The following is a 15,641-nucleotide window of genomic DNA, read 5'->3' on the forward strand; positions in this document are numbered from 1 at the left end:
CCGCAAGTCGAGAAGTCCCGGGTGGTGGCCAGTTGCTGCGGCAACACTTCGGCGTGGTCACCGCCCGGCCTACGCTGATCAACCCCCTGACCGGACAGACGCTATTCGGTGTAGTACGAGCAGCCGTCGAGGCTGATCCAGGTGGGGGCGGTGCCGGTCTCGTAGATGCGCAGCTGTCCGGTGCTCGGGTTGATCGCGAGCCGCACGAGCGCCGGTGTGATGGTCGAGTCCCGGACACCTGCCCACCCGAACTCACCCCCACCTCCTGGGCGGATCGCCGCGGGCAACGTCGCAACGGTCGTGTTGTTGGGGACGGTCGCGCCAGCTTTGTCGATACGGCCCCTGAGCGTGATGCGCCTGTCCTCACGCAGGTACGCCGGACTGGTGCCGTGTCCCGGCCAGCCGAAGCCCGGCGCGAGCGGGAGAGGAACCCACCCGCCGCTGTCCGCGGTCGACGTCGGCCGGCCGCAGCACAGCCAGTTGCCCGTGCTCGACTGGGTGATGACGACTTGGTCCCCGACGACGGGCAGGTGGTAGGTGGGCATGCGGCGTGCGGTGATGCCGTCCCTCGTGATGATCGTGCCGTCCGCCCCGACGGTGGCCACGATCGCCTGGCGCCAGTCCGCGCCCCGTACCTGCGGCGTGGCAGCACCGGTCTGCTTCACCTGCTGGAGGACTGCGTCGGCGAACTCGGAGGCCACCGCGTGCGCGTGATGATCCGCGGCCGTCATGTCAGCCGTCCTCCTTCGCGGAGATGGTCTCCAGGTCCATCGCGCCGGCGGTATCCAGCGATATCGAGAAGGACGCGACCTGGTGGATCTCCTTGGTGCCGTCCGGATAGACCACCCGGACCGTGTCGCCCGGTTCGATCGCCGGGTTGGTGAGGCTGGTGATCGATGCGGTCGCGTTCGGCGCGATGGCCTGGCGAAGAAGCAGGTTCGCCGCCTGCGTGCATGCATTGACGCTGGTCAGGGTGGGCGAGCTGTAGAACATGGGGCGTCGTCCGAAGGGCCCGCCGTAGTACGTCGGGCTGGTGGGGTCGGTGTCCGTGACCACCGCAGATACGGGCGGCGTATTCATCTCGGTGTTCTCACCGCTTACGCGCACCGCGTTGTGGACGCCGACGGCGCTCATACCGCGGGTCGCGCCGATGTATACGCCGCCTTCGCCCGCTGCGATCGTCCACACGGGAGTGGTGGTGAGGATGTCCGGCAGCGGTGAGATCACGAAGTTGCCATCTGCGTCCGCGTATACCTCGGCGCCGATGGCGGCGGCGCACTCGACGACGGCAGCCCACCGGTCTGCACCGATGTCCCAGGTGCGCGGCCCGATCGCCGCGTCGGTCGCCCGGGAGATGACGGTGGCGGCTGGCAAGGTGGCCTGGATGAGCGTGGTGACGGCGCCGACAGCAGTACCCGAAACCCGAATCGACTCGGTGAACTTGTCGTCGGCCACCGCCACCTCCAGGCTCTTGCCCGACAGCGTCACCGGGCCCGTGTCCGGGTCTCCGGCGACCTCGTCGAGGCGAAACAGCCCGAGCGGCACAGTCTCGACGGTGCCGTCGCTGTACCGCACGCCGCGGGAGATCCGCAGCCGCGAGCCGTACACGGATAGTGCCGCCCGCGGCGTGCGCGGGATGAGCGACGGGTCGGCGATCTCCACCGAGCAAGTGCGCCGGCAGGAGGCACTGCGGTCCACGGTGACCGATCCACCGGTGTGCGGCAGGTCGGTCACCGTGCCGTCCGCGCGGAACAGGGTGATCGTCGTGGCGAGCCGGTGCGACTCGGCGATGGCCTGGAGGAACCGGGAGCTGACGGGGTACATCATCAGCCCCCCATTTTCCGGTTGAGCAGCACGTCCTCCCACGTGGCGTAGGCGTCAACGATGCCCTGCCAGGTGGCGACCTCCGCCAGGACGTCCTGCCACGTCCGGCCCGAGGTGCCATCGACTCCGACGGCGGTGGGCATGTCCACCTGCGTCAGCGGCAGCGTCCACCCCCGCCACTCGTCTACCGCGTTGGTGGCGGCCCGCGCCTCCTGGACCTCGCCGACCGAGACGTACATGTCGTCCAGCCCGTTGCCGGGGGCTACCTGAAGCAGCAGGACGGACCCAGAATCGAGGATGCGGTGCAGGGCCGCACGCTCGTTGTCATTGCGCGTCCACACAGCGAGATCACCCTCCAGACCGCCGCGTACGTCCGAGACGACCACGGCATTGCGGCGCCCCTTGACCCGGTGCGCGCTCTGGTCGACCGGCCGTGTCCACGCCGGCGCGGTCCGCACGGTGAGCCGGAGATTGCGTTGCGGGCGGCCGGGATCCTTCAGCCACGCCAGGTCCGGATCGCCGGAGGCCAGCATCACCGTGTCCGTCGTCCGCTCGACCTGCGGCGTGCCGTCGGCCGCGTACACGTCCGCGCGGTAGGAGACGGGGGCGTTCAGGGGAGCCTCGTAGTCCTCCACGCGGAGCGTGTCCCCGGTTACAGGTGTCTGGACGTAGAGGCCGGACGGACCTCGTACGGGAGTCCGCAGGCCGTCGGCCCCTATCCGGGAGATGGTGATCAGGGTGCCCGCGGTCAGCTCCCGGAAGGTCAGCACAGCCGCGGCCCGCGCATCGTCCGCAGCGACAGCGTTCAGGGGGAGGGCCTGCCACAGGGAGACCTCATCCAGGCGCAGCGCACTGCCGCCGGCCAGCGCGGTCAGCGTGATCTCGATGGCGGCCTGCGCCGCGCCAGGCGGGGCAACGGCATCGACGCGGTACTGCCACCAGCCACTGGTGCCGAGTCCCACCTCGGTGGACACATCAGCGCCCAGATCGGCGCCCGCCGCGTCGTACCAGCGTGTCGCCCGGGTCATGGTCCACGCGCCCGCAGTGACCAGCGTGTCGAACTCCTGGCGCCACGACAGACCCGCCGCGGCACCGGCTGGGAATCGCGGCGACCGCAGCACGCTGACGCCGGCCGCGGCGCTGGACACGGCCAGGGAGTAGGAGCCCGAAAAGCCTGTCCCCCACGGCGTGGAGCGGTCCAGAGACGCACCCCCCGACATCACAGTCCAGCCGGCCGGGCCCTGCTCGAAGGACGCCGCGTCGTATGGGATGACCGTGCCTGTGTGCAGGCCGGGGAACGCCAGCGCCACGGCCGCCTCGGTACGTACAACCTGGCCGGCGCTCGCGCTGGTGATGCCCACCGCGAGGCCGCAGGTGGCAGCCCCCGCAGGCGCGATGGCGGAGACGATCTGCCGGTACCAACCGGTGCCCGGGGCAGCCAGCGGCGACCTGATGGCCTGCAACTGCCCACCGCTGGGGTCGTAGAACCTCAGCTCCACCCAGCAGTTCGCGCTGGCTGCGGGCGGGTTGACCAGGGCCTGCGCCAGGTACTCCTGTCCCTGGGCCACAGCAGCCCGCTCTGCGGTGACGGCGCTGGCGGTTCCGCTGGCGATCGCCGTCAGCGTCAGGACGTGGCCACCGGCGCCGTAGTAGGTGGCCGCCCACTGCACCGGCGGCACTGTGCGGCTGATGGTGGTGTTGGTCTCAGCCTGCCAGCCGGATGTGTCCACCTCCGCACCCGACTCGACGTTGAAGGAGAACAGGTTGCTTGGCGTCCGAATCGGCAGGCCGAAGTAGACGTTCTCCCAGAAGTGCGTCACGCCTACGGCCGTGGCCGCGGACGAGAGGACCACTCGCGCGCGGTCGGCACCGACCGGCGCCACACCGGCGACGCCGACGCGGTGCCAGGCCGCCGACGCCGCCGATGTGGTCAGGGACCATGTGACCGGGCCGACCGGCGTGTAGGTGGCGTCCAACCACTCGATACCGATCCGCTCGGGCTGTGTGGAGGCGGAGGCGTCCGCGAATACCTGGTACGTCCCGCCCGCGACCACTGGGTACCCGGCGACCGTCTCGGCCTGCATTTCGCCTGCCGCGCCGGGTTTCATGACCATGCAGTTCGGGCCGTTGCGTCCGCCCGTACCGATGGACAGGGCTGCGTTCGAGCGAGGCCGCCAGCCTGCGTACGACGGGTCCATGGACTCTGCGGTCGGGCTCAGGAAATTTCCTGGGATTGCCACGCTGCATCACCCCCTTCGTGCACGCATGGCGCTGATCGTGCGGCGCTGCTCAGCGCGGACCTGACCCGACACCACGCCGAGGAACTCCCCCGAATCGAGAACCAACTGGCCGACGAACTGCTGCTCGGCACCGCTGTGCCCGGCGACGAACACGTCCCGGCTCAGTCCGCCCACACCGGAGATCGGCAGTACGGCCGCGGGCAGGTCTGCGGTGATCGCCCGCAGCGTCGCCCGCAACTTCGGCGTGGAATCGTCAATGCCCCTGATGAATCCGTCGATCAGCAGACGGCCGGCCGGGGTGAGGATCCGCGCGTCGCGGGCCGGCGGCCCCTTCCACGAGGTCAGGCTGCCGGTGATGCCGCCGAGGGTGGATTTCACAGACCCGATCATGGACCGGATGCCGCTGATGAACCCCCGGAGCAGAGACGCGCCTGCCTCCCACAGGAGCCCGCCCAGGTTGCCCAGGGCGTTGACCGCTTGGCTGGGCAGCCCCCGGAGCCAGTCGATCGCGTTGCTGAGCCCCGAGCGGACCATGCCGGTGAAGCGCGCCGCGGCGTCCCCGGCGAGCGAGGAGAGCTTGCCCGGCAGCGAGGAGATCGCCGCCCACGCTTTGGAAGGTAGACCAGCGAGCCAGGAGACGATGCCGCGGACCATATCCGGGATGACGCTATGACCCACCAGGTGGTCGTAGAGCCACTCGAACCCAGCGGAGATCTTCGTGACCAGCCAGCTCACGGCGGCGATGCCCGGGGCCAGGAAGCGCTGGAGGCCGCTGATGAACGTGATCAGTTTCTGGAGCGCGGGCACGGCGTACTGGGTGATCCCGTTGACGCCGATCGAGATGAACGCCGCCGTCAGCTGCGCAAGGGGCGGAATGAGCGGCACGATCGCAGACAGCAGCTGACTGAGCAACTGCGTCCCCAGCTGCGTGAGTTGGGGAAGCAAGGGGGCCACAGCAGTGAGCAACTGACCGAAGGCCAGCCCCACCTGCCCCAATGCCGTCGCGAGCGTCGGCATGATCGGCGCCAGCGAACTGAAGATCGCGACCAACTGATTGGCGTACCCGGTGACCAACTGCCCGATGATCGCCGCGAGCCCCGACAAGACCGGAGCCAAGTACGAACTGATCCCTGTCGCGAGCTGCGTGATGACAGGCGTCATGGAAGCGAAGACCTTGCCGAGCGCGCCGAAGACCGGCCCGAGCGCGGGGAGCAGAGCAGCGATGATCTTCCCCACAGCAAGGAGCAGCGGTGACAACGCCACCACCAGCTGCCCCACCGCGCCCGCGGCAGCCACGAGCACTGGCCCGAGTGCCCGGATGACCGGCTGAAGGGCCGAGCCGAGGGCCTTGATCAGCGTCTGCGCGGGCGGCCCGAGCTGCACGAGCACCCGCCCGATCACCCCAAGAGCCTGTGCCAGCAGCGGGCCCGCGGTGCTGGCGAGTTGCCCCATCGTGGTGAACAGTGCCCGCATTCCGGCTTGGACGTCCGCGCTGGAAAACGCGGTTTTGAGGCTGCCGGTGATCTTCTGAAGAGTCCCGAGGAATCCGCCGCCGGTCACCTGCGCGGCGCTGAAGATGCTGCTGAACATGTCCGAGACGTTGCTCACGACACTCATCAGCTGCCCGAAGAGGCTGAGCGCCGTCTCAATGGCACGCTCCATAGCACCGGACTTGAACGCGCTGGTCATCTTCGCTGACAGACGATCCAGAGCCTGACCACCGAACTTCGACAGGCGCTGGAACGCCGGCGCCCCCGCCGCGCCGACCTGCACGAGACCCTGCACCACCACTGCGGGCAGACGCGAGAGCGACCGGAAACCCGCCGTCGCGCCGGCCAGAGCCGTGCCCAACGTGCCGTTCTTGCCGAGAGTCCGGGCCATCGACAGCACCCCGGAGATCATCGCGTTGAGGGTGCCGGCACTGGAGCTGAGGGCCTGCCGGAAGGCAGGCAGCGTGGCCGTTGCCGCGGCCTTGAGCTGCATATTGAGGCCAGCGAACGTCTGCTGCTGCACGCTGCGCTTCAGGGCCTCCAAGGCAGGCTGCATCGCGTGGATCTGGCCCACGAACGCCCGCGCATTCGGCGGCAGCTCCTTGAGCGCCTCCGCGTACTCCTTCGCTTTCGCCGGGTCGAGCGCAGCAGAGAGGGCATCACCTACACCAGAGAACGCCATCTTCGTCGTAGCGGCGACTGCCACGAGACCCAGCAGCGCCGTGGCACCCACACCCGCGGCCGGCGCCATCCCCCGTAGCGCAGCCGTCAGCCCCGCTGCGACCGGCACCGCAGCACCGGCCGCAGCCGAGATCTTGCCGAACGTGGCAGCGATGCCCCCGAGTCCTGCGGCCACACCCCGCAGCCGGGACAGCGCGCCGGTGGCACCCTCCACAGAACGCCGATCCACCTGAGCATGGACAGGGACAGTGACCGGCGGAGTGATATGCGCCAGCTCGGCGCGCAGACGGGCGATGGCCACCGCATTGGCCGTGGGCTGTACCAGTACGGGCACCGAGCCGGCCGCAGCCAGCTCCGTCCGCAGCCGGGACGAGAACCCCGACAACGACGGCACCACATGGACGGTCGCCCGCACATCGCCCAGCGAGCGCAGCTCGGCCCGCACTCGATCCCTGAACGTGCCCATGTCCGGGACGACGGGGACTTGTACGCGGGTACGCACGCGGTCGAGAGCTGCGTGCAGCCGCTCGACGAAGGCCGCGGTGTCCGGCAGGACCAGCACCGACACCCTGCTGCGCACCATCGCCAGCTCGGCCTGAAGCTCCCGCCGAAACCTGGCGGTATCCGGGACGACGGACACCTGTATACGGGCACGCACGCGGTCGAGAGCTGCATGCAGTCGCGCTTCGAGCCCCGCGGTGTCCGGAACGACGGACACGGCGGCCCGCGCGTGGGTCGCCATGCGAAGCTCGGCCTGAAGCTCCCGCCGGAAACCGGCGGTATCTGGCAGGACCGGCACCGCGAAGCGGACCGCGAGTGTACCCAGCCGCTCTTCCACGTCCCGCCGGAAACGGGTGGTATCCGGGGCAACCGGCACCCTCACCCGAGGCGTACCCACAGACAGCTGGCTGCGGAGTTCCTGCTGGAAGAAGGCGGTGTCCGGAGACACCGGTACCTGCACCTGTGCCGTCGCGCCGGCCAGAGCCAGGCGCAGTTGCTGGCCGAAGCCCCGCGTATCCGGAGCGACCGCCACGCGCACGGACGCGCTGGCGCCCTCCAGGCCCGCGCGCAGCCGCTCACCGAACGCCGCAGTGTCCGGCGACACCGGCACCTGCACACGCGCGGTCGAATCGGCCAAGGCCACGCGCAGCCGCTCACCGAACGCGGCAGTGTCCGGCACAATACCGACCGCGACTTTCGCGTGGATACGTTTCAGGCGCGCCGACAGGTCCTGCGCGAAGCCGTCGGTGTCCGGGTTGATGCGTACCCGGACCTCGGCGCGCTGCTCAATCCTGTCCAGGTAGCGCTGAAGGGACCCCGCAAACCGGCTGGTGTCGGGCAGGACTCGGACGCTGATACGTCCGACCTCACGGCCGCCAGGACCCGCCACGAGATCACCGCCTCTCGTGGTCACCGCCTCGTGCGGTACTTCTCCGGCAGCGGCTGCGCCAGCGGATGACGCGAAAGATCCAGCTTGCGGCCGGGGCTCGCTCTACTGGCCACGGCCGTCTGCGGGCGTGGGATGGCCTCCGGCCGCGCCACTGCGCCCTTGCTATTGACCTGCGCGATCAGCCAGGCCGTGGTGTTTACCGCATCGACCAAGGCGGCCTGCAAGTGCCGCTCCAGCGGCCACGCACGATGCGCCAGGCCACCACGGTGGCTTGCCACGACCGCGGAATCGTCTGGGCCATGCTCGACCAGGTCCAGGACACGGCGCGGTGCCAGGGTGCCCCGCCACACGTCGGCCAGGTCCAGGCCGAGGCGTTGCAGGTCGTACCGGATCGCCGCACCGTGCCCGTCGTCAATCAGCTGGCCGAGCTGGAGGCTTCCCCCGCCTGCGTGCCCTCCATCCACCGCTCCATCACCAGCAACCGCATCGCCAGGTCCCAGCCCTCTACTTCCCGCCGCATCTCGTCGCGGTTGTCCGCGACGAGCAGGAACAGGTCCCGCAGCGTGGCCTCCTGCCTGACGAGTTGGTCGAACGCCGCACCCTCACCCTCAGTGCCGGCCTCGGGCTTCTTGTCCAGCGCTTCGATCAGCACCTGTGCGCTACGGCGCGCCGAGTCGTCCAGGCGCAGCAGGTTGCGCAGGCTGACGACGGCGCCGCCCGCCGTTTCGAGTTGCAGGTCTGCGTACTTCAGTTCTGCTTCGGTGCGCAGGTCAGCGACTTTCAGAACACCCATGATCGGTCCCTTCGGCAGGTGATGGTGGTCCCGGATGGTGGGCCTCCCGCCCGGGGGACCGGCCGGGCGGGAGGAGTGGTCAGGAGCCGTGGCCGGGCGCCAGGACCGCGGCCCACTCTCCGATGTTGTTGCCGATCAGCGACGAACCGAGCAAGGTGGCGGTGATCGGGAAAGCCATGAACTTGTCCGTGCTCATGGCCACCGCGTCCTTGCCGAGCAGGGACGCCCTCGGGTGCCACAGCGGAACGAAATTCGTGCCGTCCACCAGGATCATCAGGAGCGCTTTGACCTGTGGCGTCGGTCGCGCTGGGATCCGGAAAGAGTGGTCGGGCTGCACCGCCTCCGCGCCCGCACCGAAATAGAGCTGATACGTCTCGACCGACGCCTGGACGGACTTGAAGGTGATCGAGTAGTTGATCTTCGGGCTGGTCTGGCGCAGATTGCTGTTCTGCCAGGTGCCGAGCGTCTCGGGATCGTCGCCGTCCCGGCCGAACTCGGGCAGATCATCAAGGGACGTGTGTCCGATGCTGATCCAGCCGGCCCCGGGGTCCTTCGGGTCCGTGATGGTGGGCTTCGCGGTGTCGGGGTCGGCCAGGTAGATATACCCGGTGCCCGCGACGATCGGCGCGTTGTCGTTCTGAGGCATGGTGTGTCGTGTCTCCAATCGCCGTGCAAGCGCGCGGATATGAGCCGCTGGTACGAGCGGCGAAGATCTGTCAAGACGCGGGATGCGGCCTGGTGATGACGCGGTACGTCGCAGTGAAACGGAACACGTCGGCATGGAGCACCGGGCCTGGCGCCCGGTCCTCGGCCGGCGCCGCGTACTCGGCAAAGGCGTGGAGATAGCCGCCTGCCCCGGCGTCAGCGAATTGATGGGTGCACTGCTCGTAGAGCACGGTGCGTACCTGGCGCGCCAGCAGTGATGCTGCCCGCCTGTCGGAGGCGCACGCGGTCAGCGTGATGATCGCCGCGTCTACGCCCCGCGGGTCCGGGGCCGCGCCGCCCGGCACACGCCGCGCGACGACCAGCGGCATCTGCCCGTACCAGTCGTCCGGCCACAGCGTCCACAGGCTCGCCGGCACGCCTCGTTCAGCCAGCCCCGCGGCGAGCGCGTGCCGCACCAACTCGTCCGCGTCCGGCAGGAGCGCGGTCACAGCCCCGCCTCGAAGGCGTGAATACCCGCCACCATGTGACCATTCGGCGTCTGGTGGCCGTAGTTCTTCGACAGGGCGGCGGGATCGTCGGAGTAGATGACCGTGTCCGTCCCGCCCGTATGGGTCTTGATGGAACGCAGGAACTCGCCGGTGTCCTGCTGGCCGACGGCCACCGCGCGGATGCGGGCGGCGCGCACCTCGGCCACGCGCTTCACCTCGGCGCGCGCTCCAGGCAGGTGGGCGATGTAGGCATCGAGGTCGTGGATCAGTTCCGCCACAGTTTCACCTCCGGCGCAGGACGAGCACGTCGTGAGTCGTGCGGGGCGAGCCCCGCCATCTCTGCGGTGGCGCGTCCACCGTCCAGTCCTGGCCGGCCCACACCGCCCGGTCCCACGGCCCCGCGGGCAGCGACCGGCCGATCACTCGGTACGTGGAAACGTCCGCGTAGCCGTCTCTGCTACCGGTACCAGGAAGGTGCGATACAGCGGGCTGCACCCGGCACCGCACCGCCACCGGAGCACCGGCTGGCCCGCGGTTCCCGTCCGGCCGGACCGGCCCGGCCGGATAGAAGACGACCTCCTCCGATCCACGATCGAGGAGACTCATCCCGCCACCTCCTCTACCGCACGGCACCAGGCGTCCAGCTCGGCGGCGGGATCCAGCTCCGCCGACCGCGCGAGCGCGCGCTTCGACGCCGCAGCCCACGCCCGGGGCCGCAGCAGCCTGCGGATGTGGGCCTCGATCGCTTCCAAGTCGTCGCGATCCGCGAACGTGCCGGCCGGGCCGAGACATTCGGTCAGGCCCGGGGTGGGGTGGGCAATCGTCGGTATGCCGGAGGCCGCGGCTTCTGCCGCGACGCGGCCCCACGACTCGTAATCGCTGAGCGCCAGCAGGATCCGCGTCCGCCCGTACACCGCGGCCCGCATCCCCGACCCAGGGATATGCGGCACCACCTCGACATTCGGAGCCTGACGCACCACCTGATCCCCATAGGAACCGCGCACACCCAGAAAATCAACGTCCGGCATCCGCTCGGCCAACTCCCAGAAGATCTCGCCGCCTTTGTTCGCGTTGAGGTTGACCAGGGTCACGCGGTCGCCGGGCGTCGTGCGGTATTCAGCCGCGAAGACAGGCGGCCGAACCACCAGAGCACGTTCCGGCGCGGGCGCATCAGAGTCCGCGTACCACTTCTCCGCCGTCTCCAGCATCCACCGGCTGTTGTAGACCGCCAAGCCGACGCCCGACGCCTCCTCGAACGTCTGCGAGTAGGTGTTGTGGCAGATACTCACAACCGGGATCCGACCGCAGGCCGCTGCCTCCTTCACATATGGCACACCCTCCAGATGGCTCACCAGCACGTCAGCTCCAGCAGCCAGAGCGGCAGGTGTCCGGGACGCCAGCGGCGCCGGCCACACCTGGACACCCTGGAGGGCATACCGGTCGGCGAGCGCCGCGCGGCGGAACAGATGCACCCGCACGTCATGCCCTCGCTCTGCGAGCGCCCGCAGCATGCTGTGCGTCATCCACTCCGCGCCCGCGTTGTGATCCGGCGGGTATCCGTGCAGCCGGGCCACAATCCGCAATCGCCTCACCGCGGCGCCCCCGGATCGCCGGGAGCGCCCCACGGGATGCGCTCACTGTCGCCGGCCACCTGCGCGTACCAGGTGTCATCCACCCGCACCGGCCGATGAATCGCGACCGAGGCGATGCCGCTGCGGCCCGACAGCTGCGCCAGCAGCGCGATCTCCTCCTTCGTGAGTGCCATACCGGTCGGAGCGGATGCAGGCAGCTGGTACTGGTAGTTGCCCTCCATCTCCATCCTGTAGCCCTCGGGGTTTCGGACCCGGCGCTCGGCAGCGGCCAGTGTGATGCTGATCGCCACATCCGGTGCCGTCGCAGGGTTCGACCACGGCAGGCCATACGTGCGTACGAGAGCGGAGGCGTCCGCAAGGGCCGCCGCGGCGAACGGCAGCTCGTCGGCCGCCAGGGGCCGCCCAAGGCGCGCCTCCAGATCGGCAATCGTCGCCAGAGGCGGGGGTGCCATCCTGATCACCTCCGTTCCGACCATGTCAGCTACCCGGCTTGGCGAGTGTGAGCTTCACCGCGCGGACCAGCTCCAAGTGCTCCGGGTCGCCGGCCGCCGCGGTGTTGTCCTTGACCACCGCGGTACCGACGTAGGTGTTGAGCACGCTGCGGTCGCGGAGCTTCGTCGGGTCATAGTCGCGGATCCAGCGCATCGCCAGGCCCGCGTGAGACTGCGACTGACCGAAGGACACGCCCGCCGGAATCGCCGGTGCGCGCATCGCGAAGATGAACGCGCTGCGCACGAAGGCGTAGGCCGCGGAGGGGTCGATGGCGTTGGAGCCGATGACGTTGAACCCGGCATAGCGGCCGATCATCGCCTCGCGCAGCGCACCCTCCGAGCCGGACTCGTCGACCCGCTTGAGCAGCTCGGACTTGAGCATGGCGGCCTCGACGTCCGCACCGACGAGCAGGACCCTCCCGTCCCTGGGCACCTCGGCCTTGTTGAGCGCGGTACGGGCATCGACGGCCGCGGCGAACGGATCGCTGGGGTTGATGGTCACCGTCGTGGCATAAGTGGCACCCGAGATGGTGGTGGCGAGCAGGTCCTCGACCGCCCGCGCCACCGCGGAGGACTGCGGCGCCAGCACCTGTGCGCCGAAGTCCTTGATGTCGAGGGTCAGCTCCTCGTCGGTGACCGCCACGGCGCTGTAAATGTCGTGGTTCAGTGACACGTCGATCTTTGACTCGTCCAGCTCATCGAGAACAATCTCGCTGCTCCGGTTGTTGCGCCAGCCGTACTCACGAGCCCGAAGCCGGGACGGCACCCGGATCGACACGGTGTCGTTCTTGGCGCCCGCGAAATCGCTGATCGCGTCATTCCACACGAGCGACGGAAGAACCACTTCGCGCTCCAGCAGACCGAGTGCCGTTGCCGCAATCACTTCCGGCTTCAGAAAGACATTTGCCATGGTCAGCCCCTCCTAAAGGGGGTCACGCCCCGGAGGGGCAGAGATCAGTGGAATCGGGGGATGCCGGCCGCGAGCTTGCGTGGGTCGGTCTCCGCCGGTGTGTCCGTGGGGTCCAGGCCACCGCGTCCCAGGCCGGCTGACGGAGCGAAGTGCACGGACAGTGCCTTCGCGTCAGCCTCGATGTCCTCAGTGGTATCGCCGCGCAGCCGGTCGATGAACTCCTCCGGCAGCCCGTACTGGTGGCCGTAGCGGATGCGCGCCACCTGGCGTGCCGACTCGGCCTCCACCAGCGCGATGGCGGCCTTCGACTCCTCCGGGTCGACGCGCAGCTCCAGCTGCTTCTTCAAGGCGTCGACCTCCGCGCGGAGCTTCCGGGCCTCTTGGTTGGCCTTGCGCTTCGCCTCACGGCCGCGCTCCGGGTCCGACCAGTCGTCGTCCGCCTCCGGGGCGGGCTCGGCAGGGGCCGGCGCGGGTTCAGGGGCAGCGGCCTCTGTGGGCTCTGCCGGTGCCGGGGTATCAGCCGGTGCAGGGGCAGACGTCGGGGTGGACATGTCGGTGCCTCCAGGGCAGGACTCATACGCCGAGCGCCTCCAGGGCGCACAACGTCAGGGAAGGGGTGCTACACGGTCACATTGCGGGAGCGGACCCGACGGCGCCGGGCCTCCATCGCCGCGCGGAATGCGGCACGGGCTTCCGGCGCGTTCAGGCCCTCAGTGACCGAGTCGTACAGCTCGCGGTACGCGCGCGATGCCTCCGGCACCCAGTCGGTACGGGAGTACACCGGCACGAGCGTGCAGTGGCAGTTGTTGTGGAAGCGGTTCAAGCCCTTGCTGGTCTCCCACTGGGCCAGGTGCTGGGGTGACCAGTCCTCCCAGCCCTGCGGCGGGCCAGGCGCGGCAGCCTTGCGGCGCGATGCCGTCCCGCGGTACCGGGCCGTCCAGAAGGAGCGATACACCGCGCCCCGGCCGGCCAGCATCCCGCAGAGCCAGCAGGGATCGGCATCGGTGACCCGGGCCCAGCCGATCACGGCCCGGTCCGAGCGCGACGACTCCTCCATCAGGTCCCGGCCGCCCATCTGGGCGTCCCGGTCCGCCGCGCCAGCAGCGCCGGCACCGACGTCCCGCATGATGCCGTCCAGCTCAGCGAGGAAATCCGCGTCGTCAAGCCGTCCACGCTGCTGCTGGTCTGCCCGCAGTCGTGAGATGCGCCGCTCGGCCGCGACAGGGCCGGTCACCACCAATGAGACCGTGGCGCGCCGGTCTTCGGCATCGGCGTCCGCCTGTGGCCACGCGAAATTGGTGTCCACGCTCACGCGCACCGCGTCGTCCCGGTGCGGTCGGCGCGACGCGCCGGCGGACGCGGCGAAATGGTCGCGCAGTTCGCCGAGCGACGCCTCGTCCCGCACCGGTCCGCCCTCCAGCGGCGGTAGCGTCTCCCCGGTACGCAGGGCGCGCAGCAGCCGCACGTAGTCCGCCGTCAGCCGCCTCGACCGGCGCCGGTAGGTGCGTGTGAGGGCCACCGAGTCCGCCAGCCAGGGCCCGGCCGTGCCTCCCAGAGCGATGGGGGACACCTGGCGCCACCGGTCCAGGACAGCGCGGGAGGCACCTGCGGAGATCTGCACCTGGCCCAGCCGGTGCATCTCAGTGATCTCCGCGCCCTGGTCAGCCACCAGCCGGCCCGGCCGGGGCCGCGGCCCGTGTCAGCGACTCCGCCAGACGTACCGATGAATCCTCCTCGGCGGCCATCTCCGGCCAACTGGCACGGTCGGTGTCGGTGAACCCGGGGATCTTCGACCACAGAGCGCGGGCCGGCACATCCAGCATCTGTCTGGCCTTGCCGAGCGCGTCGACCGTCTGGCTCAGGCTCCGCGATTCGGCGTCCGTCCATATGACCTGCGAGGCCAGGTCCTCCGCGCCTTCGCGCTCACCCATGATCCTGGCTGACAGGCGCATGTCCGATTCCCACGACTCCCCGAAACTGCGCTTGTACTCGGCGACCATGCGCATCATCACTGCCTCCGTCGCCGCCAGGGCCTCGGCACTCAGGTTGATCATGTCGCCGACGCCGAGGTTGTGCGGCGGCACCTGGCTGACGACAGCGAGATGCCGCAGCGACATGCCCACGCTCTCGATGAACCCTGTCAGCGGAGTCTCATCCAGAGTGCCGAACCTCGTGTCCGCGTCAGGAGCCATCAGCAACCGCGACGCGTCCGCCGTCACGGGCCTCGCGATCGGGTTGCCGTCCGCGTCGAGCAGCGGCTCGCCCGTCTCCGGGTCACGCTTCAGCGGCGGCGTCATGCCACTGACCGTGCGCACCTTGAAACTGCCGTAAGTCTGCGAAATCAGAAGATCAAATACCGTCTGATTGATGCGATCTTGCAGTGGAATCAGCGGCTCAACGGCGCCGGTCGTGCGGCCCTCCAGATCCACCTGTGCCGCGAACCGCCGGACCGGGCACACACCGAGTCCGTGCAGCCGCTTCTGGGAGAGCGTCACCTTCTCCTCGTCAGCCTCCGCTCGATACACGGCCGTCTCGTCGTAGAACCAGCCTTCGACCGAGCCTTCGACGCCGGGAAGGCGCCGCAACTCCAGTGCATACAGGGGCCACTCGTCCGCCGCCGGATCGTCGTACGCGGCCCACATACACCGGGGCGACACCGCCCGGATCACAGGCCGCGTCGGATCCGACTTATGGGGAAGTACGACTGTGAAGCTGTGCCCGTAGGTGATTGCTGACCTGTACACGGCGGCCTGGCGCTCATCCAGCCGATTCGGCTGCCAGCCCGAGCGCCACTCCGGCGCATCCTCCGACGAACCCGACCGGTGATACCCCTCCACCGACAGCGCCTGCGAAGGAGCAGCGACCACCATCGGAAGGAAGTTCGAGATCGACCGCTCTGCAAGCAGGCGGTACTCCTTCGAGGCATTCCGCGGCGTGTACGGGCCTGCATGTCGGCCCCGCATATACGCATCGATCCGGTCCAACCGCGGCCGGTCGTGCCTCAGACCCTCCAGAGCCCGGGTCGCGCGGGTCGTAGCGTCCGCGAGGGATACGGCAGAGACTGTCACCTCGCCCC

General features: G+C 69.4%; 15 protein-coding genes. All 15 read right to left on the bottom strand.

What is annotated here, in order from left to right:
- Positions 1-101 precede the first annotated feature (101 nt).
- A complete protein-coding gene (locus ACLJWH_RS04575; RefSeq protein ID WP_411140241.1) occupies positions 102-731 on the bottom strand; it encodes a hypothetical protein in 630 nt (209 codons plus the stop codon).
- A 1-nt stretch (position 732) separates the two neighbouring features.
- Positions 733-1,827: a DUF5047 domain-containing protein gene (locus tag ACLJWH_RS04580; protein WP_411140242.1), complete on the bottom strand. Its 1,095-nt coding sequence runs from the start codon at positions 1,825-1,827 to the stop codon at positions 733-735.
- Positions 1,827-4,064, bottom strand: a complete 2,238-nt coding sequence (locus tag ACLJWH_RS04585; RefSeq protein WP_411140243.1) for a hypothetical protein — start codon at positions 4,062-4,064, stop codon at positions 1,827-1,829. Before ACLJWH_RS04585 ends, ACLJWH_RS04580 begins: the two co-directional genes overlap by 1 nt.
- Before the next feature lie 6 nt (positions 4,065-4,070).
- Positions 4,071-7,649, bottom strand: a complete 3,579-nt coding sequence (locus ACLJWH_RS04590) for a hypothetical protein (RefSeq protein ID WP_411140244.1) — start codon at positions 7,647-7,649, stop codon at positions 4,071-4,073.
- Positions 7,646-8,089, bottom strand: a complete 444-nt coding sequence (locus tag ACLJWH_RS04595) for a hypothetical protein (RefSeq protein ID WP_411140245.1) — start codon at positions 8,087-8,089, stop codon at positions 7,646-7,648. Before ACLJWH_RS04595 ends, ACLJWH_RS04590 begins: the two co-directional genes overlap by 4 nt.
- A complete protein-coding gene (locus tag ACLJWH_RS04600) occupies positions 8,041-8,418 on the bottom strand; it encodes a phage tail assembly protein (protein WP_411140246.1) in 378 nt (125 codons plus the stop codon). Before ACLJWH_RS04600 ends, ACLJWH_RS04595 begins: the two co-directional genes overlap by 49 nt.
- A 79-nt stretch (positions 8,419-8,497) precedes the next feature.
- Positions 8,498-9,064, bottom strand: a complete 567-nt coding sequence (locus ACLJWH_RS04605) for a hypothetical protein (RefSeq protein WP_411140247.1) — start codon at positions 9,062-9,064, stop codon at positions 8,498-8,500.
- 70 nt (positions 9,065-9,134) lie between these two features.
- On the bottom strand, positions 9,135-9,572 hold the full coding sequence (locus ACLJWH_RS04610) for a hypothetical protein (protein WP_411140248.1): 438 nt from the start codon (positions 9,570-9,572) through the stop codon (positions 9,135-9,137).
- Positions 9,569-9,850 carry a DUF5403 family protein gene (locus tag ACLJWH_RS04615; protein WP_411140249.1) on the bottom strand — a complete coding sequence of 94 codons (282 nt, stop codon included), beginning with the start codon at positions 9,848-9,850 and terminating at the stop codon, positions 9,569-9,571. Before ACLJWH_RS04615 ends, ACLJWH_RS04610 begins: the two co-directional genes overlap by 4 nt.
- Positions 9,851-10,174: 324 nt before the next feature.
- Positions 10,175-11,095 carry a glycosyltransferase family 4 protein gene (locus ACLJWH_RS04620; protein ID WP_411140251.1) on the bottom strand — a complete coding sequence of 307 codons (921 nt, stop codon included), beginning with the start codon at positions 11,093-11,095 and terminating at the stop codon, positions 10,175-10,177.
- 65 nt (positions 11,096-11,160) lie between these two features.
- Positions 11,161-11,616, bottom strand: coding sequence for a hypothetical protein (locus tag ACLJWH_RS04625; protein WP_411140252.1), 456 nt, complete (start codon positions 11,614-11,616; stop codon positions 11,161-11,163).
- 25 nt (positions 11,617-11,641) lie between these two features.
- Positions 11,642-12,565 carry a P22 phage major capsid protein family protein gene (locus ACLJWH_RS04630; RefSeq protein WP_411140253.1) on the bottom strand — a complete coding sequence of 308 codons (924 nt, stop codon included), beginning with the start codon at positions 12,563-12,565 and terminating at the stop codon, positions 11,642-11,644.
- Between the two features lie 44 nt (positions 12,566-12,609).
- Positions 12,610-13,116, bottom strand: coding sequence for a hypothetical protein (locus ACLJWH_RS04635; protein ID WP_411140254.1), 507 nt, complete (start codon positions 13,114-13,116; stop codon positions 12,610-12,612).
- A gap of 68 nt (positions 13,117-13,184) precedes the next feature.
- Positions 13,185-14,234 carry a hypothetical protein gene (locus ACLJWH_RS04640; RefSeq protein ID WP_411140255.1) on the bottom strand — a complete coding sequence of 350 codons (1,050 nt, stop codon included), beginning with the start codon at positions 14,232-14,234 and terminating at the stop codon, positions 13,185-13,187.
- On the bottom strand, positions 14,227-15,633 hold the full coding sequence (locus ACLJWH_RS04645; protein WP_411140256.1) for a phage portal protein: 1,407 nt from the start codon (positions 15,631-15,633) through the stop codon (positions 14,227-14,229). The genes ACLJWH_RS04640 and ACLJWH_RS04645 overlap by 8 nt, the downstream gene beginning before the upstream one ends.
- Between the last annotated feature and the right edge of the window lie 8 nt (positions 15,634-15,641).

Source organism: Streptomyces sp. x-80 (assembly GCF_046549095.1).
Taxonomy (GTDB): Bacteria; Actinomycetota; Actinomycetes; order Streptomycetales; family Streptomycetaceae; genus Streptomyces; species Streptomyces celluloflavus.